This window comes from Geodermatophilus sp. SYSU D00696, from assembly GCF_054050235.1.
Genome location: NZ_JBJGYY010000008.1, coordinates 95,343 through 117,076 on the forward strand (window position 1 = coordinate 95,343; position 21,734 = coordinate 117,076).

Sequence of the window (21,734 nt, forward strand, 5' to 3'; positions counted from 1 at the left end):
GCCTACACGGTGCCGTCGGGCACCGGGTGCAGGTGGCTGCGGGCGGCGAGCATCGCGTTCGCCCGGTCGAGGTCGGCCTCGAAGTCCACCTCGACGGCGGTCCAGCGCGAGATGTCCAGCGGCCGGAACCGCAGGCCGGCCTCGGCGACGGCGGTCTCCATGCCCCGCTCGAAGTAGTCCTGGTCGCCGCAGGCCTCCAGGTGCTCGACCAGGACGGCCTTGTCCGCCGCGGAGACGTGGTTGATGCCCACGGCCTCGCCCAGACCGCCCTGCACCGTCTTCGACAGCCCGTCGATCCAGCCCTCGGCGTCGAGGGTGTACTTGACCTCCTCGTCGCCCACCACCGAGGTGTCGACGCACACGAAGCTCTGGTCGGCCTCCAGCGCCGGCACCACCGCCTCGATGACCGCGGCGTCGAAGACGACGTCGCCGTTGAGCCACAGCACCCCGCCGGGACCGGTCGCCCGCAGCCCGCGCAGCAGGCTCTTGCTGGTGTTGGTGCGGGCATAGTCCGGGTTGTAGGCGAAGCGCAGGTCGGGCACGGCCTGCATGACCCGCTCGCACTGGAAGCCGACGACGGCGGTCACGTCGACGGCCGGGCCGAGCACCTGCCCGAGGGTGTCGAGCTGGCGCTGCAGGATGCTGCGCCCGTCGTGCAGCGGCGTCAGCGGCTTGGGCAGAGGGCGACCCAGGCGGGTCCCCATCCCGGCGGCCAGGACGACGACCTGGACGGGGCGGGGAGCGGGCCGGAGCGCCGGGCGCGCGGCGCGCGTGGTGAAGTCGCGTGCCGGAGTGGTCTGCGTGAGGTCAGCGGTGCGCACTGTCGTCCCCTCCTCGGGTCGTGGGTGCCGCGCCGGCGGAGGTGCCGCCGGACGGGAAGAACAGGTCGAGGACGCGCTCGGTGGCGTGTCCGTCCTCGAGGGAGGTGTAGGTCTCCCGGAACGACCGGTACCGGTCGGCGTGCGCCGCGGCGACGGCGTCGAGGTCGGCGATCGCCTCGACGAGCTCGGCACTGCTCGACAGCAGCGGCCCGGGCGCGATCTCCTCCAGGTCGACGTAGAAGCCGCGCAGCCGGTCGCGGTATTCCGCCAGGTCGTAGGGGAAGAGCAGGACCGGCCGGCCGGTGATCGCGAAGTCGAACATCGTCGACGAGTAGTCGGTGACCAGCACGTCGGCCGCCAGGTACAGGTCGCGGATGTCGGGGTAGGACGAGACGTCGCGCACCGGCAGTCCCTCGATGGCCTCGAGGCGGCTGGAGACCATGTTGTGCAGCCGCAGCAGGAGCACGTGGTCCTCGCCCAGCCGCTTCGTGAAGTCCCCGAGGTCGACGGGGAAGTCGAAGTCGCGCTCGCCCTTCCCCTCGAACACCAGGTCGTCGCGCCAGGTCGGGGTGTAGAGGACGACCCGGGTGTCGGCTCCGATGCCGAGTGCGGCCCGCACCGCCGCCCGCACCTCGTCGCGCCGCGGGCTGGAGAGCAGGTCGTTGCGCGGGTAGCCGGTCTCGTGGACCGGCCCGCGGAAGCCGAACGCCTGGCGGAAGCGGGCCGTGCTGTACGCGTTGGGCGAGAGCATCGCGTCCCAGCGGGCGATGTCGTGCTCGAGGTAGGCCAGCCGGCCCTCCGGCGCCCAGAACACGTCGTTGTGGATCCGCTTGAGCGGGGTGCCGTGCCAGGTCTGCAGGTAGAAGGCGTCCGGCCGCTTCTCCCAGTCCAGTGGCACGTGGTCGTTGGAGACGACGACGTCGGCGGCCTCGAGCGCGGCGATGCTCTCCGGGCTGCCGAACGGGACGGTCCCGACGCCGGCGGGGAACGCGCCCTCGGCGACGGGCGCGGTCAGCCAGGTGTGCGTGACGTCGTCGCCGCGTGCCGCCAGGGCCTCGTAGATCGCGCGCGGGCTGTCGGAGAACAGGCCGCGGAAGCTGGTGTAGACGATCCTCATCGACCACCTCCGGTCAGGACGGGCAGCAGCGTGTCGGCGAGCTCCTGCCAGGACGAGACGACGGCCAGCACCCCGGCCTCGCGCAGCGCGGCCTCGCGGTCGGCGCGCTCGGCGGGCTGGACGAACAGCAGGTTGCCGACGGTCGGGCAGCCGGCGCGCACCGCCGACAGGGCGCCCGGGACGGAGTCCTCGACGGCGAGACCCTGCACCGGCGCGATGCCCAGCTGCGCGCAGGCGTGCAGGTAGACGGCCGGGTCGGGCTTGCTGGTCGGCGTCGGCAGCGAGTCCTCGGCGCTGAACCGCACCGCCGGCGGGATCAGCTCGTCGAGGGCGGTGGCGGTGAAGCAGGCGGCCAGCCGGGCCAGGGCGCTCGAGCTCACCGCGGCGAGCCGCAGGTGCGGGGCGAGTGCGGTGAGGGCGGCGGTGGTCGGCTCGTGCGGGCGCAGGTGCTCGCCGAGGTACGCGGTGACCGCGCGCTTCTCCTCGGTCACCCACGGCTCGACGTCGACCTCGGGCCGGCCGGCCTCGGCGGCCAGCCGCCGGGACGTCGTCCGGAAGTTCATGCCGGTGGTGGCCAGCCGCAGCTCCTCCGGGGTGAACCGGCGCGCGTCACCGAGGTCGGCGAGGAAGCGGTTGGTCACCTCGGCCGAGGCCACGAAGGCCGGCTCCTCGGAGGGGAAGAGGTTGCCGTCGGCGTCGCAGAGCAGGGCGGTGAGGCCGGCCACGACGTCCTGGGGGAGGACTGCCGTGGCCGCCCCGCCCGCGCGGGGCGGGGTCACCGATCGCTCGCGGCGGTGCGGGCGGAGGCGGCCGTGGCGGCGGCGACGGTGGCGCGGGCGCCGTCGTGCGCGAGCCGCCGCAGGACGGCCGAGAGCTCCTCGGGGAACCCGGGGACCGACCCCAGGTCGCCGAGGACGGACCGCTCGGCCAGCAGCGGGCCCGGGTCGGTGCCGCCGGCGAGCGCGAGGGCCTGCAGGCGCGGACCGTGGTCGTCCTCGACCGGCAGCGGCCTCCCGGCGGCGTCGGTCCGCTGCAGGTAGCCGATCCAGCCGGCCAGCGCGAGGGTCAGCAGGCCGTGCGGGCGCCCCTCGGCCAGGGCCTGGCGCAGCGAGGGCAGCAGGTGCTGCGGCAGCTTGGTCGAGCCCCGGCGGCACAGCCGGGACAGCCGGTCGGCGATGGCGGGGTTGGCGAAGCGCTGCCGCAGCGTGGCCTTGTACTCGTCGAGGTCGATCCCCTCGGGGCAGGGGATGAGCGGCGTGACCTCGTCGTCCATGAGGTGGCGGGCGTAGGCGGCGAAGACGGGGTCGCCCATGAGGACGTCGATCCGGTCGTGGCCGGCCAGCGTGCCGAGGTAGCCCAGCGCCGAGTGGGTGGCGTTGAGCAGCCGGGTCTTCATGAGCTCGTGGTCGGTGACGTCGCGGACGAAACGCACGCCCACCTGGTCCAGCGGCGGGCGGCCGTTGCAGAAGGCGTCCTCGACGACCCACTGCGAGAACGGCTCGGTGACGACCGGCCAGCGGTCGTCGACGCCGTACCGGCGGGCCACCGCCGCGCGCTCCTCGGGGGCGGTCTGTGGGGTGATGCGGTCGACCATGCTGCTGGGGAAGGCGACGCGGTCGGTGATCCAGCGGGCGAGCACCTCGTCGCGACGCGCGGCGAAGCCGACCACCGCGGTGCGCGTCGCGTCGCCGTTGCGGTGCAGGTTGTCGCAGGAGAGGACGGTGAACGGCGCGGTGCCGGCGCGCCGGCGGCGGTCGAGCGCCTCGACGAGGAAGCCGAAGACCGTCCGCGGTGTGCCCGGGGAGGCGAGGTCGTGCCGGACGTCGTCGTCGGGGGTGAAGGCCCCGGTGCACGGGTCGAGCAGGTAGCCGGCGTCGGTGATGGTCATGGTGACCACCCGGGTGCGCGGGTCGGCCAGCCGGTCGAGCACGGCGGCCGGTGCGTCCGGGGCGAACAGGTAGTCGGTGAGGACGCCGACGACCCGGGCCCGCTCGCCGTCGGGGCTGCGCTCCACGACGGTGTAGAGGTTGTCCTGCGGGGCCAGCGCCTCCTGCATGAGCCGGTGCCGCAGTCCGACCCCGACGACGCCCCAGCCGCTGGAGATGCGGCGCTCGGCGACCTCGTCGAAGTAGGTGAGCTGGTGGGCGCGCGAGAAGCCGCCGACGCTCAGGTGCACGACGGCGGGGACGAGCGCCGCGCGGTCGTAGGTGGGGACGGTGAGCCGGGACCCGTGCTGCTCGAGCGTGGCGGCGGTCAGCGGCCGGATGCGGACGACGGGTGCCACCGCCGGCTCCGCGGGTGCCGCCGGGCTCCGCGGGGATCCCCACGGAGGACGCTCGGGCTGCGCCATCGAGGCATCGGTCCTTCCTGTCGGTGGTCGTGCCGGGGCGCGACCGGTCGCACCGCCGTCAGGGGTGCCTGCGGACCGCGCCGGGGAACGGAACATGGGATCACGCCGCCCGGTACGACCACCGCCCTGGGGGGCGGCGGCCGTCGGCTGCGGCGACGTCCATCGGCGTGTCACTCCGGGCACCGGCGTGGCGGGCACGCAGGCGTCGGCGGAGGCGTCGGCCCGGCGGTGGCCGTCGGACCGGCGCGAGCTTCTCCACGCCGGAGGCAGGAACTTCCCTCTGCAGTGGGCCACCAAACGCCCGAGCGGGTCGTGACTCAGCGCACACGGCGCGTCATCCGGCGACACGCCGGGCGGAGGGTCACGAAGCAGTCACGGTGTGTTTGGATCGTCACAACCTGATCGGGCCCACGGGGGCCGCTTCCCACGAGCGGGGTAGGTACTTGGCCAGTCACCGGAGTGACGCGGGTCTGCTGACCCGCCCCGCCAGCGACTCCCGCCCGGATCTCCCCGGCCCCCGCACCGGTGCCCACCGGCCCGCCGCGGGCGGTCCCGTGTCCCCGCTGCGCGGCTTCCCCCCGGTCCGCCCCGCCAGCGACTCCCGCCCGGATCTCCCCGGCCCCCGCACCGGTGCCCACCGGCCCGCCGCGGGCGGTCCCGTGTCCCCGCTGCGCGGCTTCCCCCCGGTCTGCCCCGCCGACCGGACGTCCGCACCGGGAGCGGCCGTCCTGCCCGCGCCGCGCACGGCGGGCCACGACGTCGTCGTCCGCCCCGGCCCGGCTGCGCTCGTGACCACGGTGCTTCCGGCGGGATCGGGAGAGCCCGCCGAGCCGGCAACGGACGCCGTCGCCGAGCCAGACCCCGACGCCGTCCCGCCCGCCCCCGCACGCCGGCGCTCCGGTCTGCGCGACCGCCGTCCGTACCTGCTCGTCGCGGCACTGGTGGCGGGCGCCGTCGGCGCCGCGGTCGTGGGGGTGCCCGGCTCGCCGGAGGCGGCCGCCGGGCAGACCTCCGTGCTCGGCGCCCAGATGGAGCTGGCCACCGGTGACGAGGCGGTCGAGGTCATGCCGATGGCCTCCATCACCGAGGCCGAGGCGCAGCTGCGGCTGCAGGAGGTGGCCGCCTCGCGCGCCGAGCGCGCTGCCGCGGAGGCCGCGGCCGCGGAGGCCGCCGCCGAGGCGGCCCGGCCCAAGACGGTGCTGCCGGTCGAGGGCGCCCGCTTCACCAGCGGCTTCGGCTCGCGCTGGGGCACCTTCCACTACGGCATCGACCTGGCCGCCCCCATCGGGACGCCGGAGTACGCGGCGGCCGACGGCGTCGTCGTGCGGGCCGGCGCGGCCAGCGGGTTCGGTCTGGCCGTCTACGTCCTCCACGAGAACGGCGACGTCACCGTGTACGGCCACATGGAGGAGATCCTCGTCGAGCCGGGGCAGTACGTGGAGGCCGGCGAGACGATCGCGCTGCTGGGCAACCGCGGGCAGTCGACCGGACCGCACCTGCACTTCGAGGTGCACGAGGGCGGCATGGACGGCCGCCGGGTCGATCCCGTCGACTGGCTGGCCGAGCGCGGCGTCGAGATCTGAGCCCCCCGCGGGCGCGACGCGCGGCCACCCCCGTCGCAGCCGGGTCCGGGCGGCGATGTACAGTTCTCCTCGGTCCGGACGACACCGGCCGGGGCCGCGAGCGGGGCTGTGGCGCAGCTGGTAGCGCACCACACTGGCAGTGTGGGGGTCAGGGGTTCGAGTCCCCTCAGCTCCACCCCGACGACCAGGCCGTCCTCCCCCGGGAGGGCGGCCTGAGTCGTCCCTGGTCGCAGTTTGACGCCGGCGTCACGAGCAGCACGGCGCCCATGCGGTCGGCCGCCTCGCGGGGCCGGCCACGATGGCGGCTCCCGCTGCTCTCGCGGGCCGACCTGGACAGCACCGCGTCGAAGCGGAGGTCCGGCTCCTGACCGCGACGATGGTCGGGTCGGCACGTGGCCGGCTCAGTACGGTGCGCGAGCCGACCGGGATCGTGGCGCGGCGGTGACGTCGGCCCCCGACCCGATGCCCTCGGTGTCCGGGGTGAGCGCTGCGACGACGTCCTCCTCGTCCTCGTGGGCGCGCCGGACGGCGGCGTGCAGGAGCCGGAACTGGCGGTCCAGCGGTTCCTGCCGGTCGGGCGGTGCCACGCTCTTGAGGTCGGCCAGCGCCGCGCACATCTTGCGGGTCACCTGCGGCTCCGACGCCCCGGCCAGGCGGATCTCGTCGAAGGCCAGCCGGACGTAGCCGTCCCAGCTGACGGTCCGCTCGAGCAGGCGCACCACGCCGTCCTGGTCGCGGTGTTCACCGCAGGGCAGGGGGCGAGCGGCGATCTGGCGCAGCAGGTCGTGCAGCCGGTGCAGCGCCTGGACCGTCGTCGTGGGGTCGTTGAACGGCTGTGCGATCGACCGCACGGCGATGTCGACGAGCTTGCGGAAGCCGTAGGCGAGGTCCTCGGTGTGCACGCGCTCCGGGCCGAGCAGGACGTGGCGGGTGACGTCGGTGGCGCGGAGCCGACCGGCGGGGCGGCCGTCGGCGCTCGCCGCCGACCGGGTGCCCGGGTGCACCCGGACCAGCGGCGCACCGCCGACGACGAAGTCCCCGACGACGGGGACGAGCTCCAGCACGCAGTCCGCCCGCCGGGCCGCGGCGACCACCGCCGGCCGGTCGACGCGGACCACGTTGCCGGGCTGCGCGGCGACGATCTCGTCCGGGTCGCTCGCGTCGACGGGCGAGTCCCCGTGCTCCCGGACGATGAACTCGCGGCTGCGGTCGCCGACGAGGTCGATGAGCCCGGCGACCCGCAGGCCCTGTCCGGCGTGGTGCACGTAGAGGACGAGCACGACGATGCTGGCGAGCATCAGGAGGTAGCACAGCAGCATCGACAGCCCGGGCACGGTGCCGGTGTCGGAGCCGCGGATCTCGCGGAGGGTCAGGATGGCGACCAGGAAGCTCGCGCCGAACAACCCGATCGCCAGCTGGCTCCACCGGTCGGTGAGCAGCGCCCCCACGATGCGGGGCGAGAACTGGCCCATCGCCAGCTGGACCGCGACCAGGGTGACCGTCAGGACGAGGCTGGTCAGCGACACCATGGCGGTGGCGAAGGAGGACAGGATCGTCTGGGCGTCGGACGGCGTCCCGGTCAGGCTCTGCGGGACGAGCCCATAGCCCGTCGCCCGGTCCACGGCGAGCGTTCCGACGGCGAGGAGGGCGCCCGCGGCCAGGCAGCCGACCGGCAGCAGCCACAGGCTGGTGCGGACGAAGCGCTGGAGCCGCAGCCGACTCATGCGCTGGAGGCCTGCGGGTCGGCGGCCTGGACGCACGACTCGTACGCGGTCATGGTCTCCCTCCGGGTGGACGGATGCGGACGTGCTCGACCCGGCGACCTCGTGGACCGCCAGGTCCTCACATGGAACCGAGGCAGCCGGGGGAGCACCATCGGCAGAACGCCCGATTCAGGTCCGGCAGGGCGACGGGACCAGGGGCACGTAGAGGCCCTCGCGCTCGGCCCGCACCGCGGCGAGCGTCCTCGTGGGCGCATCGAGCTTGACGAGGACGTGCTCGAGGTGGGCAGCGACCGTCCGCGGGGTCACGACCAGCGCGCGGGCGATCTGCTGGTTGGTACACCCGTCGACCAGCAACCCGAGGACCTCGAGCTCGCGCGGCGTCAGCCCCCGCAGGTGGGTCACGGGGGAGAGGACGACCGTTCCGAGCAGGCGTGCCGATGCCTCGCCGGGAGCGGCCAGGACGGTCACGCGGACGTGCCCGTCCGGGGCATGGCGTCCTCCGCGGGGCCACAGGAAGGACGCGAACACCCGGCCGTCGTCGATGCACGAGCGCGCGACGGTGAGGACGGGCGATCCCTGGGCGAGCAGTGCGTCGCCGTCGAGGCCGGGCAGCGGCCGGGTGGCGCCGTCGTGGCACAGCACCGCACCGGCGGCCGCCCCCCGCACCAGCCGCGCCGCCGCGGTCAGCGAGCGCAACGGGTCCGACCCGCGCGCCAGGACGGGCGTCAACTGGTGCAGCCGGCGCCGCAGGGCCAGGGGTGGCGGCTGCGTGCTGCGGAAGAGCAGCGCCAGGTGACCGACGTGGCGCCGACTCCCGTCGAACAGGGCGACGCCCAGGGACTCGTGGAAGCCCGCGGGGAGGAGGCACTCGGCCCAGGTCGGCAGGTCGGCGGCCGGGTAGGGCAGGTCGGACGAGCTCAGCGGCAGGTGCGCGGGGTCGGTGTGGGTCACCTCGATGTCATGCGCCGCAGTGGAACCGCTCAGGTAGCGCAACGTGCTCTCGTCGAGGCCGGTGCTCGCCACGCACGTGTAGCTGCTCATCGGATCGGCAGTGGCCAGCCACGCGGCGTCGAACGGCACGATGCGGCGCAGCTTCTCCAGCATCTCCTGCGTGCGCTCGGAGGGGGGACTGGTCGAGTCGGCGATCTCGGCCAGCTCGAGGCCTGCGGGCTCGGTCATCTGCGCTCCCGGGACCGCAGCCTCGGCAAGGCGCGCTGTCTGTTCAACGGTGCCGACGTCTGTCCCCGGGTGCCCGGTTACCGCGGAGCGGGACCGAGTAGTCCCGTTCACGATGACGAAAGAGCCGCAGTGGTCTGAGGCACCGGCTAACGGAGCCAGCGACGCGGCTGCACTGCGGAGCACCGCCGTGGGTCGTGTGACCGCACCGGCTCAGCCGCTCCCTCAGCCGCTGCGATCGCGGACGTCACCGAGCACGACGTGCCGTGCGGTCCTCCCGGTCTGCGCGGTCGGGCCGGACAGGGCGCGCTGGGCGGCGGCAGCCAGGCCGATGCCCATCACGGCGGCGGCCGACGGTTTCGGCGACCATCGCAGCGCGGCGATGGCCCAGCCGACGGGCGCCTCGCGCTGCCGGTCGGACTCACGACGCCGTGCCGTCGTCGCCGGCTCCGGCGACGTCGTCGCGAAGGCCTCGAGCATCCCGGGGATGAAGGCGGCCATGTCCTGGGGCCCTCTGCTGGTGGTGAGGTTCCCGTCCCGGATGAGTTCCTGATCGAGCCAGGTGGCACCCGCGTTCACCAGGTCGTCGCGGATCCCGGGCCAGGAGGTGAGGGTCCGTCCGTCCACGAGGCCCGCCGAGGCGAGCACCCACGGTCCGTGGCAGAGGGTGGCGATGGGCTTGTCGCTCGCGGCGAGCGCGCGGACGAACTCCCGTGCCGGGGCGGACTGCCGGAGGAGGTCGGGGTTGATGAACCCACCGGGCAACAACAGGCCGTCGTAGTCGCCGGGATCGGCTTCGTCGATCGTCCTGTCCACGCGGACCCGGCTGGCCGGCATGTGCAGGTTCACCCCGCGGATCCGTCCGCGCCGCAGGGACACGACGTGCACCTCGGCGCCGGCCGCCTTCAGGGCCCGCAGCGGAACCACCAGCTCGACCTTCTCGAAGCCGTCGGCCGCCAGGGCAGCGATCGTGCGGCCCTCGAGCCGGCGTCTGGTGGGCATGTCGTCCCCCTGTCGCTCGATGGCGCGGAGATGGCGGAACTCCGCCTGACAGCGGGAGCTCGATGGCGCCACAGGATCGTTCTCACCTGGCCGGCTGCTCGGCGGTGAGCGGGGTACCCGCGCCCGCCAGCCGGACACGTCCCCGGGCGGACTGGCGCGCGATCAGCCCGTCGTCCTGCTCCGGGCGGCCCCGGGCTGGAGCGGCTGCGGGCGGCCGCTCGGGGCCGAAGATGGGCAGTTGTGCCGACGGCGCCCGGGCACCGGCCCGGCCATCCTGGGGAGCGGCTGCCCGACGGGAACGGGCGTTCCCGGAGCACCTCCGCACCTGCAGGCCGTCCCAGGTACGCCGGCGGTCGTGTCCACGCCAAGGAAGGAGATGACCGCGTGCTCCATCTCGCGTCACGGGGCGGCTGCGCCTTCCGCCGGAGTCTCGCGGGCTGTGGCCGGTGACCCCTCCGGACGAGACGGTGCACCTGCGCCCACCTCGCAGTGGACCCGTGACCACGGCCGGCCGGGCACGACCCGTGCCCCCGGACGTCTTCGGGGAGGGGCCTGCCGTCATCGGGCACCGCGGGCTCGGCTGCGGTGTCGTCGACGGGCATCAGCAGAACACCCTCGGCTCCTTCGCCGCCGCCGTGCGCAGCGGGGCGCGATGGGTGGAAGCCGATGTCCGGCGCCTGGCAGACGACGTCCTGGTGGTGGCGCACGACGCCGTGTACCCGGACGGCACCCGGCTCGACGACGTCACAGGGGCGGAGGCCGACCGGCGCGGCACGCTGCGTCTCAGCATCCTGCTGGACGATCTCCCTCGCCAGGTGGGGCTCAACCTGGACCTCAAGTCCTCGATGGACGACTGTCTGCGGTCACCCGGGCACACCAGCGCAGGCATCCTCGCGCCGGTCGTGGCGGCGGAGGCGACGCGGCGGCCGCTCATGGTCTCCTCGTTCGACCCGGCAGCTCTGGGGCTCCTGCGTGCGACGGCGCCGAAGGTGCCCCTCGGACTGCTGACCTGGCACGGGTTCCCCGTGGAGATGGCAGTCGCGGCCTGCGCCCACATGGACGTCGAGGTGCTGGCCCTCCACGTCGGCTCGTTGTGGGATGGGACGGCCGGTGGGCAGATCGACCCGGGGGCCCTGGCGGACCTGCTGTCCCGGCTCCACCGCTGCGGCCGGCAACTCCTCGTGTGGTGCCCGCAGATCGCGTCGGCCCGGTTGCTGGTGTCCGCCGGTACCGACGCCGTGGTCGTGGACGACCTGCCGGAGGCGCTGGTCGCACTGGGTCCCGCCCCGTAGCCGAGGAGTGGAGGAGTACCGGGCACCAGGATCGGTCGTTCTGCCGAGTGTGCCCCGGGTCGCCGAGGGGATCCTGGGAGTACACGCCGTTCCGTAAACCAGACGGGGACGGTCCCAACGAGGCCTGTCACGAGGTCCCCCTCCTCGACGTGGTCACGTCGGACTGAGGCGGTGCGGTAGGGGTCATCGGCCGGCGATCCCCTCCCCGCCGGCAACCGACGGGTTCGGCGACCACGGACCACGACCCCGCCGTCGAACTCTCCGCCCTCGAGCCCCTGTCCTGCAGCGCGACACTCCTCCGAGGACCACCGCAGCCAGTCGGTCCTCACCACCGACTGCGCTCCGGATGCGCGTGCCGCCGTCGGCGTCCCTCCTTCCCGCACTCACCGGCGACACATCGACAGGAGAACCTGGATGGCGACCATCGGACTGCTCGGTTCCTACGGCGGGCTCAACATCGGCGACGAGGCGATCCTGACCTCGATTCTCGCCAGCTTGCGAGAGGCCGCGCCCTTCGCCGAGGTCGTGGTGTTCTCCCGCGACGCGGCGCACACCCGCGACGCACACCTGGCCGATCGGGTGATCGACGGCCGCCAGGGTCGGTGCGACGCCGTGAACGAGGAGATCGCCGGGCTCGACGTCCTCGTCCTCGGTGGCGGTGGGCTGCTGTACGACACGGAGGCCAGGGAGTACCTCCGGCACGTGCGGACGGCCCACCGGAACGGCGTGCCGACGGTCGGGTACGCCCTCGGCGCCGGGCCACTCACGACGGCCGAGGACCGCAGCGCCGTACGCGAGGTGGTCTCGGCGATGACCCGGGTGACCGTGCGCGACGAGGAGAGCAAGCGGGTCCTGGAGGAGGTCGGCATCGAGCGGCCCATCGAGGTGGTGTCCGACCCGGCACTGCTGCTGAGCCCCGCTCCCTTCCCGGCCGACGAACTGGTCCGCGACGGGGTCGACACCTCGGGACGGTTGATCGCCATGTCCGTACGGGAACCAGGGCGAGCGGCACCGGATCTCGCGGTGGACGCCTATCACGCCACCCTGGCCGCGGTCGCCGACTTCGCGGTGCACCGCTACGGCGGCCAGGTGGTGTTCGTCCCCATGGAGCGCGGTGACGTCCGCGAGAGTCACGCCGTGCTGGCCCGCATGACGGCTCCCGACCGCGCGCGGGTCCTCCACGGCACGTACGGGCCCCGCGAGATCCTCGGCCTGATGCAGCACATGGACTTCGCGGTCGGCATGCGGCTGCACTTCCTGGTCTTCGCCGCTCTCTCCGGGGTGCCCTTCCTGCCGCTGCCGTACGCCGGCAAGGTGGCCGACTTCGCGCGGACACTGGGCATCGAGACGCCGGGCAGCCTCGACCGGGATGCCGTGGGTCCGCTGCTGGCGGCCGTCGACCGGCTCTGGGACGAGCGCCAGGCGACCGCCGAGCAGGTGCAGGCCCGGATCGAGAGGCTCAAGCCCCGGTCGGCCGCCCCGCTGCGGCACGTCCTCGACGTCCTGGCGGGGCCGTCGACGCCCGCGATCGCAGGGCGGTCCGTCGAGCAGGAGGGAGTCCAGCGTGCCGCCGTTGACCCGGCCGGTCGCAGGGGAGCGGTTGACGTTGCCCCCGCGCTCAGCGTTGCAGGCGGCTGAGGCCGACGTCCTCGTCGTCGGGGGCGGGCCGGCCGGCATCGGAGCTGCGCTGGCGGCTGCCGACGCCGGCGCCGACGTCGTCCTCGTCGAGCGGTACGGGTTCCTCGGCGGCAACGCGACGGCGGCGCTCGTGATGCCGTGGATGTCCTTCCACACCCGCCGTCCGCAACCTCCGCGGCTGGGTGACGTGAGCCTGTTCCCCACCGACCACGGCGAGGGGGAGCCCGTCGTCGCGGGCAAGCACATCGAGGTCATCGACCGGCTGGTGCAGGCCGACGGCGCGGTGCTGCCGTCGCCGGACACCGGGTACACCGTCCCCTTCGACCCCGAGGTCTTCAAGCAGGTGGCCCTGGACCTGCTCGACGGCGCGGGTGTCCGGTACGTGCTGCACGCGTTCGCCAGCGGGGTCCGGACACCGGGCCGGGCCGGTGAGGTGGTGTTCGAGACCAAGTCCGGGCCGGTCGTCGTGACCGCCCGCGTGACGGTCGACTGCACGGGGGACGGCGACGTCGCCGCGGCCGCGGGAGCGCCGTTCGAGATCGGACGCGAGAGCGACGGGCTGGTGCAGCCGATGACGCTGATGTTCCGTGTCGTGGGCTTCGACCCGGGACCCTTCGAGCGCTACGTCGCCGACCACCCCGACCAGTGGCGCAGCGTCCACGGGCTCTGGGACCTGGTGGAGCAAGCGACCGCTGCGGGCGACCTGGACCTGCCCCGCGAGGACGTCCTCTTCTTCAACTCGGCGCACCCGGGTGAGGTCGCCGTGAACTCGACACGGGTCACGCAGGTCTTCGGCACCGACGTCTTCGACCTCACCCGCGCCGAGGCGGTCAGCCACCGGCAGATGTCCCAGATCGCGGCCTTCCTCCGGGACTACGTGCCCGGCTTCGCCGACTCCTACGTCGCCCAGAGCGGGGTGCAGGTCGGCGTCCGGGAGACGCGGCGGATCCTCGGCGACTACGTGCTCACGGGCGAGGACATCCTGAGCGCACGGAAGTTCGACGACGTGATCGCGCGCGGCACCTACCCGGTCGACATCCACAACCCCAGTGGCCGGGGCACCGTGCTCCGGTCGGTGCCTCCCGGGGACGCGTACGACGTCCCCCTCCGCTGCCTGCTGCCACGGGACGTCGACGACCTCCTGACAGCAGGACGCTGCATCTCCGGCACCCACGAGGCCCACTCCTCCTACCGGGTCACGCCCACAGCCATGGCCACCGGACAGGCCGCCGGGGTCTGCGCGGCGCTCGCGGCGGCCGGGGGCCGGGCACCCCGGGAGGTGGCGATCGCCGCCGTGCAGGCGGAGCTGGTCCGGCAGGGCGCCGACCTGGGGGCCCGCGGGGACGACGGCGGCGTGGCCCTCGAGCGGGGTGCCGTGCGGTGATCCGGCGGGCAACCGCGAGCACCCGGAGGACGCAGCGGGGACGGGGGACGGCGGGCATCGGTAGATCTGCCGATCTTCCGGCGGAGCCCCGCGTGGAGCCCGGGTTGGAGTGGCCCCGGTGGGACGGCCGACGCAGAGTCGGGGGGGCCGGTGAGCAGAGCCGGCCGCTGGGCGCCCCGTGGCGCTCTCCCGAGCCGGGGCCCGCGCCCCAGGAGGGGATCCCATGCGAGCGATGGTGTACCGAGGTCCCTACAAGGTCAGGGCCGAGGAGAAGAAACGGCCGGCGATCGAGCACCCCAACGACGCCATCGTCCGGGTGCAGCTCGCCGCCATCTGCGGCTCGGACCTGCACCTCTACCACGGCATGATGCCGGACACCCGGATCGGTCACACCTTCGGCCACGAGTTCATCGGCGTCGTCGACGAGGTCGGGTCGTCCGTGCAGAACCTCGCCGTCGGCGACCGGGTGATGGTGCCGTTCAACATCTTCTGCGGCACCTGCTGGTACTGCGCCCGCGGTCTGTACTCCAACTGCCACAACGTCAACCCGAACGCCACCGCCGTCGGCGGCATCTACGGCTACTCGCACACCACCGGCGGCTACGACGGCGGCCAGGCCGAGTTCGTCCGCGTGCCGTTCGCCGACGTCGGCCCCTCGAAGATCCCGGACTGGATGGCCGACGAGGACGCGGTCCTGCTCACCGACGCGACGGCGACCGGCTACTTCGGCGCGCAGCTCGGTGACATCGTCGAGGGCGACGTCGTCATCGTCTTCGGCGCCGGACCCGTGGGACTGGTGGCGGCGAAATCAGCCTGGCTGATGGGCGCCGGCCGGGTCATCGTCATCGACCACCTGGACCACCGGCTGGAGAAGGCCCGCACCTTCGCCCATGCCGAGACCTACAACTTCACCGAGTACGGCGACATCGTCCTGGAGATGAAGAAGACGACCGACTGGCTCGGGGCCGACGTCGCCATCGACGCCGTGGGTGCGGAGGCCGACGGCAACGCAATCCAGCACGTCACCTCGTCCAAGCTCAAGCTGCAGGGCGGCTCCCCGGTGGCACTGAACTGGGCGATCGACTCCGTCCGCAAGGGCGGGACGATCTCGGTGATGGGCGCCTACGGCCCGCTGTTCAGCGCCGTCAAGTTCGGCGACGCGATGAACAAGGGGCTGACGATCCACACCAACCAGGCCCCGGTCAAGCGGCAGTGGCCGCGGCTGTTCGAGCACGTGCGCAACGGCTACCTCAAGCCCAGCGAGCTGGTCACCCACCGGATCCCGCTCGAGCACATCGCCGAGGGCTACCACATCTTCTCGGCCAAGCTCGACGGGATCATCAAGCCCCTCGTCGTCCCGACCGCGGCCTGAGCGACAGGAGAACCTCGATGACCTACACACCGCACAAGCCGCCGCTCGCCGAATCGCCCGACGAGCTGCGCAAGCGCATCCCCGGCTGGGGAGTCGACCTCGACCCCAAGGACCGGCCGTCGGTGCCGAAGCTGCAGTTCCAGGAGGACTTCACCGGCGCCCACTGGGAGTTCCCCGAGCGGCAGCCGGAGAAGTACCCGCGGGAACGCTCCGTCGAGCACGGGATGCTCACCCCGGTCTTCGGCACCGCCCAGCCACTGTCCGGCGTCTCGGGCGCCATCCGTCGCTACGCCTACCGCTACAGCGAGGGACGGGTCGCGCACTGGCTGCTGCTGGTCCTCGGCGACCGCGTGGACGCCTGGGAGCACCACCTGAAGTCGTTCCTCACGCTGCACCCGGACAACCCGATCACCGAGACGGGGGTGAAGGCCGAGTTCACCCACCACGGCCTGCGGTCGCGGGTCGGGCAGCACCGCACGGACCTCAAGCACCAGGTGCTCGACCCGGTGATCGTCGGTGGCCCGTGGATCGCCGCTGCGGGAGCGGTCTACGCCGGCGCCCGGAGCGTGTCGAGGTCGCTGGCGCGCGTCGGGTCCGACGGGCATCGGCCGGTGCACTGAGCCGGGGACGGCCGCGCCCGCCCGGTCCCGCCCCGCGCGATGCGGGGTGGGACCGGTGTGCGACGACGGCGCCCGCGAACTGCTCCGGGTGGACGCCGCCGGGCAGGTCCGGTGGGGCCGGGCCGACGCGGCGGCGTGCGCGACGTGGCGGTGCGGCCGGTCGGTGAACCGGTCACGGCCGCTGCCCTGACCACGAGCTGCGGCTGGCTCGTGGCGGCCGGGAGCGGTTTCCGCTGCGTCGCCGCCTGCCGGGCGGGATCGGCAGGACCGGCCGTGGAGGAGCTCCCATGACCGCATCCACGATGCGCACCGTGACCCTGCCCGACGGCACCGCCGCCCCGGCCCTCGGCATGGGCACTGGTACCTCGGTGAGGACCCCAGCAGGAACGACATCCGGCTGGACGCCCTCCGCACGGGCATCGACATCGGCCTGACGCTGGTCGACACCGCCGAGATGTACGGGGACGGCGCCGCCGAGGAACTCGCCGGCCGGGCGATCGCCGGCCGGCGGGACGACGTCTTCCTGGTCAGCAAGGTGCTGCCGCACCACGCCACGCGCCAGGGCACGGTGGACGCCTGCCAGCGGAGCCTGCGCCGACTGGGCACCGACCGCCTGGACCTGTACCTGCTGCACTGGCGCGGCCGGGTCCCGGTCGAGGAGACCGTCGCCGCGTTCGAGTCGCTGGTCTCCCGCGGGCTGATCCGCTCCTGGGGCGTGAGCAACGTCGACGTCCCCGACCTCGACCAGCTGGTCGGGCTTCCCGGCGACAACCGGGTCCAGACCGACCAGGTGCTCCACGACCTCGCCCGGCGCGGCCCCGAGTACGACCTGATCCCCTGGTGCCGCGGCAGGAGCATGCCCCTGATGGCGTACTCGCCCGTCGACCACGGCAGGCTCCTCGAGCACCGGGCCGTGCGGGACCTGGCTGCGGAGAAAGGGGTCACCCCGGCCCAGCTGGCCATCGCGTGGGTGCTGCGGCTGCCCGACGTGTTCGCCGTCGCCAAGGCCTCGACCCGCGCGCACGTCATCGACGACCGCGCGGCGCTGGAGATCGGCTCCAGCCAGGCGGAGCTGGACCAGCTCGACCGGATCTTCCCGCGGCCGTCCGGCAAGGTCCCGCTCGACGTCCTGTAGGACCGGCCGACGAGCCGATCACGAGGGCCTGCCTCACGAGCCGCAGCAGGTGGGTGCCCCGCCCGCCGGCGCAGGCCCGTTTCCCGGGGTTCCGGGGGCCCGGATGGCGGCGCAGGCGATGGCGGTGCTCGGCCGGTGCTGAGCAGGACGGCGGCCCCGCAGTCGCCGACTGCGGGGCCGCCATGGTCAGACGAGCCCCTCGTTGTGGGGCTCGATGCTGGCCGAGGGGTCCACCCCCTCGTCGGCGTCCGGTTGGACGGGGCCCTCGCCCGGCTCGGAACCCGAGCCGGCGGCGGTGTTCCGGGAGGATCGCTCCGGATCGGTCACGTCCGTGGTCGTCGGCGCCTGACCGATGCGCTTGGCGGCCTCCCCGGTCCCGGTCTCCTCCAGCTCTGATTCGCTCACGACTCCTCCATCCAGGTCGTTCGTCCAGGTCGTTCGACGTCGGTGATCACGCAGTGGGCTCCACGAGTTCCTCGGGCTCGTGGGACGGCTGGCCGGACAGTGACGTTCCGAGGGCGGGCCGGGGGTCAGCCGGAGGACCCGACCGCGGCGATGGCCGCGTCGATCCGCCGGGCGAGCTCGAGGTCCATGTCGGTCACGCGGTCGAGGGAGTGTGTCCAGACCTCGAAGGTGAGCGTGTCCTGCAGTTGCTCGACGCGCGCGTGGTGGGTCATGTCCTGCTCGGCGCGGGCGACGGCGTCGCGCAGGGGTCGCTGGCGCTCGGGCGGGCGCACGACGGTGCGCCGCAGGCGGTGTCCGTCGCCCTCCCAGCCCTCCAGGGCGGCCAGTGCGCGGTCGATCTCGTCCTGCTCGAGCAGTCGCGGGGTCAGTCCGATCGGCACCCCGGAACCGCGGGGCGGAACGCCCTGGTCGATCGGTGAGAACAGCTCCTCACCGTCCGGCAGTCGCCGGGCGAGGACGCCGGCGACCTCCGGCTCGGAAGCGGCCAGCGTCGACAGGACCGCCTGGGTGTAGAAGCGGGCCCGCTCAGCCGGGCATCCGGACCCCGCGCTCACCGCGGAGACGAGGGCGGCGCCGCTGTCGGGGTGCCGACCCGGGCCCCGGACCTCGACGGCACCCCGGAGGGAGCCGGGCAGGACCGCGGCCAGCCGGTCGCGGTCCGGCTCGTCCAGCGAGGCCGCCACGGCGGCGACGACCGCTTCCACGGCCCGCCGGGCCTCCTCGGTGTCGGCTGCGCCGGCCTGCGCTCCCGCGGCCTGGATCAACGTCGCGTACTGGACCACCGGGCTCCTCCTGACCTGCTGCCGCCCTGCTCCTCCGGTCGCCGGCCGCTGCCCGGGCGGCGGGTCCAGGCAGCGGCCCGACCAGCTCCCGGCTCCTGCGGCAGCTGCGAGAGGAGGTCGTCGACCTCCCCGGGTGCGACCGCCTCCCGCACCGTCGTCCGGAGACGCCGCCGCGCGCCGGTCGTGGGGATCCCGTCGTCCGACCGCGGCTCAGACGTTAGGACCGGTCGCGGCGCGGGGACATCGGTCGATCGACCGATCCGGCCTCCGGCTCCCGTGGCCGACACGGGGTCGCCCGCGCGGGGAGGCGACACGCGGCGACGGCTCCGCTCCTCGGCCCAGGGACCGCCCGGGGGAGGGGCGGGCGGCTCGACCGCACGTCGGCAGGCTGTTCACGACGGACGCGCCGGACGTGGACGACTGCCCCGCGTCTCCGTGGCGGGGGCCGCTGCGGGGACCGGGTCGTCCGGTCGGCCGCTAGTCGTCTGCACCCGGCCGAGAGCCGTCCGGGTCCCGGCCGGGTTCCTCGCGCGAGCGCCCAGGGCCGACGGCCGGAGCCGCGCCGCCGAGTTCCTTGCTCACCGTCGGATCCGCGTCGTCGGGCTGGGGTACCCGCGGGTCGTCCGGGAGCCGGGTGTCGACCTCGTCGGCAGCCGCAGCCGCGGGTGCGTCGTCCTGCGGGGGGATGGTTCCGCCGTCCATGCCGTGGGGGTACCCCGAGCCGCCGTCGGAACCGGGCCGCCGGCCGGGATCGGCAGACCGGCCGACGCCCGTCGGTCGCCTGGCGGGTCGGGACCGGACCCCGTCGGCCGTCTCCTCCGGCGCCCACGTGGCCTGGACCGTCCCGTGCTCTGGCCGGGGGTCCTCCGCCGAGGTTCAGCGCCGGCCACCCGCGCCCGTTCCCGCCGGGACGTAGAGGCCCGCCCTCTCGGCGCGCACGGCGGCGAGCGTCCTCGAGGGCGCCCCCAGCTTGGCGAGGACGTGCTCCAGGTGCGCGGCGACCGTCCGGGGCGCCACCACGAGGGACCGGGCGATCTCCTGGTTGGTGTACCCCTCGACCAGCAGCCCGAGGACCTCCAGCTCCCGGGGCGTGAGCCCGCGCAGGTCGCCGCCCGGGGAGAGCAGCACCATCCCCGACAGCACGTGGGGCTCGTCGTCCGTGTCCGTCAGGACCGTCACGCGGACATGGCCGTCCGGGGCGTGCCGGCCACCGCGCGGCCACAGGAAGGACGTGTACACCTGGCCGCTCCGGACGGCCGCGCGGGCGGCGTCCAGGACGGTAGAACCTCCCGCGAGCAGCGCGTCGTCGCCGAGACCCGGGAACGGGGCGGTGCCACCGTTCCTGCAGAGCACCACGCCGGCCGCGGCACCCTGGACCATGCGTGCGGCGGTGAGCAGCGAGTCCATCGGGTCGATGCCGCGGGCGAGGATGGGGGCGAACTGCGCCAGGCGGCGCCGGACGGCCTCCGGCGGAGGCCGGGTGTCGGCGGAGAGCAGCGCCAGGAACCCGACGTGGCGCTGCCCCGGTACGAACAGTCCCACGCTGAGGGCCTCGTGACAGCCGGCGGGGGTGAGGCGCTCGGCCCAGGTCGGCAGGTCCTTGGCGGAACGGGGGAGGTCCGACGGGCTCAGCGGTGGGCGGGCGCGACAGGCTCCGGTCACCTCGATGTCGTGCGCCGTCGCCGGACCGCTGAGGTACCGGACGGTGCTCCGGTCCAGCGAGGTGCTGGCCAAGGAGGAGTAGCCGTTGCCCAGGGGGTCGGCCAGCGTCACCCATGAGGCGTCGAAGGAGATCTGGCGGCTCAGCTCGTGCAGCAACGCCTGGGCGCGTTCCGTGAGCAGGCCCGTAGTGGCGGCGATCTCCGCGAGGCGGAGAGCCGGGGCCTCGGTCATGTCGCTCCACCAGTCCAGGGCCTGCGCGGTCGGACGGAGCCGTCGAGGACGGCCGCGGCCCTGGACGAGGCTGACCGGGCTGCAGCTGTACACACCGACCCGACTCGGGGAGCAACCCGTGACCCCGTGACCGGAAACCTCGGTGGTCGGAGTCATCGCCACCGCTACCAGGCTCGTGGACGGCGCGGTTCCCGCGGTAAGATCAACCATGGAGTTGCGCCAACTGCGCTACTTCCTGGCGGTGGCCGAGGAGGGCCGCTTCAGTCGGGCGGCGCAACGGCTCCACATGGCTGCTCCGTCGCTCTCGCAGCAGATCCGCGCGCTGGAGCGGGAGCTCCGGGTCCCGTTGTTCGAGCGCACCCCGCAAGCGGCGCGGCTGACCCGTGCCGGCGTCGTCCTGGTCGTGCGGGCCCGGATCATCCTGGCCGAGGTGGACCGGGCGCTGGCGGACGTGCGCGTCGCCACAACGGACTCCCGCGAGCGACTGACCCTGCGGGTGGCCACCATGGCCGACCTCGTCCTCGACGGCCCGCTGCGGCACGCCGCGCTGGCCATCGACGGGATCGAGGTGTCGGTGAGCTCCGCCCGCGGGGACGACGCCGTCGAGGCCGTCCGCCAGGGCAGGGCGGACGCGGCCATCGTCTGGAGCCGGTCCCATGCGCAACGGGATCTGGCCGGCGTGGTGCTGGGGTCGGTGGTCTTCGGCGTCGTCCTCCCTCTCGCGCACGCCTTGAGCGGCGCGGCAGCGGTGCCGGTGGCCGCGCTGGCCGGCGAGGTGCTGGTCATGTTCCCGCGGGAGCCGTTCGACGGGATCTGGGACCGCACCGTGGACCACCTGTTCCCCGCAGGGGCCGCGCACGACCAGGTCGTCATCGAACCCGACCTGCTGAACGCGCCGCAGGCGGTGCTGCGCGCGGTCTCAGCCGGCACCGGCGTCGCCCTGAGCATCCTCCGGCTCGTCGATCACCTGGGGGTCGAGGGGATCGCGGTCCGGTCCCTCGATCCGGTGTTGCGGTGGGACCTGGAGGCGGTCTGGCGGGAACCGGCCACCCCCGCCGTCCGCAAGCTCGTCGACTTCCTCGTCGAGTCATCCGGGGGCCCGCAGACGCTCGTCGAACCGGTCCGCCCTCCCGGCGACGGCCGGCGGCACGTCGCGGTCAGGTCCTGAGGACCACCTCCTCGCAGCGATCCTGCTTCCCCTTGGAGACGTCGTAGCCGTGCGGCGCCTCGGTGAGCGGCAGGCGGTGGGTGATCACCCGGGTGGAGTCGATCTCCCTGCGCTCGATGCGCTCGAGCAGTGGGCGCACGTACCGCTGGACGTGGCACTGCCCGGTCTCCGGCGTCAGGGAGCGGTTCATCGAGGAGCCGGCCGGAACTCGT

At 74.0% G+C, this 21,734-nt stretch carries 19 protein-coding genes and 1 tRNA gene; 9 read left to right on the forward strand and 11 right to left on the reverse strand.

Annotation, left to right across the window (positions count from 1 at the left end):
- Positions 1-2: 2 nt before the first annotated feature.
- From ACI79O_RS07485 to ACI79O_RS07500, 4 genes are read right to left on the reverse strand one after another with little or no spacing between them, the layout of a single operon-like run.
- Positions 3-821: a phosphocholine cytidylyltransferase family protein gene (locus ACI79O_RS07485; RefSeq protein ID WP_456890670.1), complete on the reverse strand. Its 819-nt coding sequence runs from the start codon at positions 819-821 to the stop codon at positions 3-5.
- Positions 808-1,938 carry a CDP-glycerol glycerophosphotransferase family protein gene (locus ACI79O_RS07490; RefSeq protein ID WP_456913709.1) on the reverse strand — a complete coding sequence of 377 codons (1,131 nt, stop codon included), beginning with the start codon at positions 1,936-1,938 and terminating at the stop codon, positions 808-810. Before ACI79O_RS07490 ends, ACI79O_RS07485 begins: the two co-directional genes overlap by 14 nt.
- Positions 1,935-2,717: an HAD family hydrolase gene (locus ACI79O_RS07495; RefSeq protein WP_456913710.1), complete on the reverse strand. Its 783-nt coding sequence runs from the start codon at positions 2,715-2,717 to the stop codon at positions 1,935-1,937. Before ACI79O_RS07495 ends, ACI79O_RS07490 begins: the two co-directional genes overlap by 4 nt.
- Positions 2,714-4,222, reverse strand: a complete 1,509-nt coding sequence (locus ACI79O_RS07500; RefSeq protein ID WP_456890662.1) for a mannitol dehydrogenase family protein — start codon at positions 4,220-4,222, stop codon at positions 2,714-2,716. Before ACI79O_RS07500 ends, ACI79O_RS07495 begins: the two co-directional genes overlap by 4 nt.
- A gap of 854 nt (positions 4,223-5,076) precedes the next feature.
- Here ACI79O_RS07500 and ACI79O_RS07505 point away from each other — a divergent pair.
- The gene (locus tag ACI79O_RS07505) at positions 5,077-5,871 is read left to right on the forward strand and encodes a M23 family metallopeptidase (protein ID WP_456913711.1); all 795 of its coding nucleotides are present in this window, start codon (positions 5,077-5,079) and stop codon (positions 5,869-5,871) included.
- A gap of 102 nt (positions 5,872-5,973) precedes the next feature.
- A tRNA-Ala gene (locus tag ACI79O_RS07510) sits at positions 5,974-6,046 on the forward strand.
- Between the two features lie 226 nt (positions 6,047-6,272).
- Here ACI79O_RS07510 and ACI79O_RS07515 read toward each other — a convergent pair.
- The 3 genes from ACI79O_RS07515 to ACI79O_RS07525 all read right to left on the reverse strand — a co-directional run bounded on the left by ACI79O_RS07515 (position 6,273) and on the right by ACI79O_RS07525 (position 9,773).
- The gene (locus ACI79O_RS07515) at positions 6,273-7,595 is read right to left on the reverse strand and encodes a DUF2254 domain-containing protein (protein WP_456913712.1); all 1,323 of its coding nucleotides are present in this window, start codon (positions 7,593-7,595) and stop codon (positions 6,273-6,275) included.
- Between the two features lie 168 nt (positions 7,596-7,763).
- Complete coding sequence (locus tag ACI79O_RS07520) at positions 7,764-8,774, reverse strand: response regulator transcription factor (RefSeq protein ID WP_456890654.1); 1,011 nt, start codon at positions 8,772-8,774, stop codon at positions 7,764-7,766.
- Between the two features lie 222 nt (positions 8,775-8,996).
- Positions 8,997-9,773 (reverse strand): type 1 glutamine amidotransferase domain-containing protein, encoded by a 777-nt coding sequence (locus ACI79O_RS07525; protein WP_456913713.1) that lies wholly within the window; start codon positions 9,771-9,773, stop codon positions 8,997-8,999.
- A gap of 497 nt (positions 9,774-10,270) precedes the next feature.
- On the opposite strand from ACI79O_RS07525, the gene ACI79O_RS07530 reads away from it, so the two are divergent.
- The 6 genes from ACI79O_RS07530 to ACI79O_RS07555 all read left to right on the forward strand — a co-directional run bounded on the left by ACI79O_RS07530 (position 10,271) and on the right by ACI79O_RS07555 (position 17,214).
- Positions 10,271-11,065, forward strand: coding sequence for a glycerophosphodiester phosphodiesterase (locus ACI79O_RS07530; protein WP_456913714.1), 795 nt, complete (start codon positions 10,271-10,273; stop codon positions 11,063-11,065).
- Positions 11,066-11,479: 414 nt separating this feature from the next.
- Positions 11,480-12,703 (forward strand): polysaccharide pyruvyl transferase family protein, encoded by a 1,224-nt coding sequence (locus tag ACI79O_RS07535; protein ID WP_456913715.1) that lies wholly within the window; start codon positions 11,480-11,482, stop codon positions 12,701-12,703.
- A complete protein-coding gene (locus ACI79O_RS07540) occupies positions 12,672-14,087 on the forward strand; it encodes an FAD-dependent oxidoreductase (protein WP_456890646.1) in 1,416 nt (471 codons plus the stop codon). The genes ACI79O_RS07535 and ACI79O_RS07540 overlap by 32 nt, the downstream gene beginning before the upstream one ends.
- Before the next feature lie 223 nt (positions 14,088-14,310).
- Positions 14,311-15,459 carry a zinc-dependent alcohol dehydrogenase gene (locus ACI79O_RS07545; RefSeq protein ID WP_456890645.1) on the forward strand — a complete coding sequence of 383 codons (1,149 nt, stop codon included), beginning with the start codon at positions 14,311-14,313 and terminating at the stop codon, positions 15,457-15,459.
- A 17-nt stretch (positions 15,460-15,476) separates the two neighbouring features.
- Positions 15,477-16,079, forward strand: a complete 603-nt coding sequence (locus tag ACI79O_RS07550; RefSeq protein WP_456890643.1) for a hypothetical protein — start codon at positions 15,477-15,479, stop codon at positions 16,077-16,079.
- Positions 16,080-16,374: 295 nt separating this feature from the next.
- Positions 16,375-17,214 carry an aldo/keto reductase gene (locus ACI79O_RS07555; RefSeq protein WP_456913734.1) on the forward strand — a complete coding sequence of 280 codons (840 nt, stop codon included), beginning with the start codon at positions 16,375-16,377 and terminating at the stop codon, positions 17,212-17,214.
- 186 nt (positions 17,215-17,400) lie between these two features.
- Here ACI79O_RS07555 and ACI79O_RS07560 read toward each other — a convergent pair whose 3' ends face one another.
- From ACI79O_RS07560 to ACI79O_RS07570, 3 genes are all read right to left on the reverse strand, one after another.
- Complete coding sequence (locus ACI79O_RS07560; RefSeq protein ID WP_456873573.1) at positions 17,401-17,619, reverse strand: hypothetical protein; 219 nt, start codon at positions 17,617-17,619, stop codon at positions 17,401-17,403.
- A 125-nt stretch (positions 17,620-17,744) separates the two neighbouring features.
- Complete coding sequence (locus ACI79O_RS07565) at positions 17,745-18,461, reverse strand: 4a-hydroxytetrahydrobiopterin dehydratase (RefSeq protein ID WP_456913716.1); 717 nt, start codon at positions 18,459-18,461, stop codon at positions 17,745-17,747.
- Between the two features lie 876 nt (positions 18,462-19,337).
- Positions 19,338-20,354, reverse strand: coding sequence for a response regulator transcription factor (locus tag ACI79O_RS07570; protein ID WP_456913717.1), 1,017 nt, complete (start codon positions 20,352-20,354; stop codon positions 19,338-19,340).
- 208 nt (positions 20,355-20,562) lie between these two features.
- On the opposite strand from ACI79O_RS07570, the gene ACI79O_RS07575 reads away from it, so the two are divergent.
- Positions 20,563-21,522: a LysR family transcriptional regulator gene (locus ACI79O_RS07575; protein WP_456890637.1), complete on the forward strand. Its 960-nt coding sequence runs from the start codon at positions 20,563-20,565 to the stop codon at positions 21,520-21,522.
- Here ACI79O_RS07575 and ACI79O_RS07580 read toward each other — a convergent pair.
- On the reverse strand, positions 21,512-21,712 hold the full coding sequence (locus ACI79O_RS07580; RefSeq protein ID WP_456873569.1) for a hypothetical protein: 201 nt from the start codon (positions 21,710-21,712) through the stop codon (positions 21,512-21,514). The two genes, ACI79O_RS07575 and ACI79O_RS07580, sit on opposite strands and share 11 nt — an antisense overlap.
- Positions 21,713-21,734: the final 22 nt, after the last annotated feature.

What these genes read in the sequence shown, in the direction of transcription:
- ACI79O_RS07525 (WP_456913713.1), bottom strand. Translation starts at nt 9,773, where the DNA reads ATGCCCACCAGACGCCGGCTCGAGGGCCGCACGATCGCTGCCCTGGCG.
- ACI79O_RS07580 (WP_456873569.1), bottom strand. Translation starts at nt 21,712, where the DNA reads ATGAACCGCTCCCTGACGCCGGAGACCGGGCAGTGCCACGTCCAGCGG.
- ACI79O_RS07550 (WP_456890643.1), top strand. Translation starts at nt 15,477, where the DNA reads ATGACCTACACACCGCACAAGCCGCCGCTCGCCGAATCGCCCGACGAG.
- ACI79O_RS07535 (WP_456913715.1), top strand. Translation starts at nt 11,480, where the DNA reads ATGGCGACCATCGGACTGCTCGGTTCCTACGGCGGGCTCAACATCGGC.
- ACI79O_RS07570 (WP_456913717.1), bottom strand. Translation starts at nt 20,354, where the DNA reads ATGACCGAGGCCCCGGCTCTCCGCCTCGCGGAGATCGCCGCCACTACG.
- ACI79O_RS07520 (WP_456890654.1), bottom strand. Translation starts at nt 8,774, where the DNA reads ATGACCGAGCCCGCAGGCCTCGAGCTGGCCGAGATCGCCGACTCGACC.
- ACI79O_RS07575 (WP_456890637.1), top strand. Translation starts at nt 20,563, where the DNA reads ATGGAGTTGCGCCAACTGCGCTACTTCCTGGCGGTGGCCGAGGAGGGC.
- ACI79O_RS07490 (WP_456913709.1), bottom strand. Translation starts at nt 1,938, where the DNA reads ATGAGGATCGTCTACACCAGCTTCCGCGGCCTGTTCTCCGACAGCCCG.
- ACI79O_RS07515 (WP_456913712.1), bottom strand. Translation starts at nt 7,595, where the DNA reads ATGAGTCGGCTGCGGCTCCAGCGCTTCGTCCGCACCAGCCTGTGGCTG.
- ACI79O_RS07545 (WP_456890645.1), top strand. Translation starts at nt 14,311, where the DNA reads ATGCGAGCGATGGTGTACCGAGGTCCCTACAAGGTCAGGGCCGAGGAG.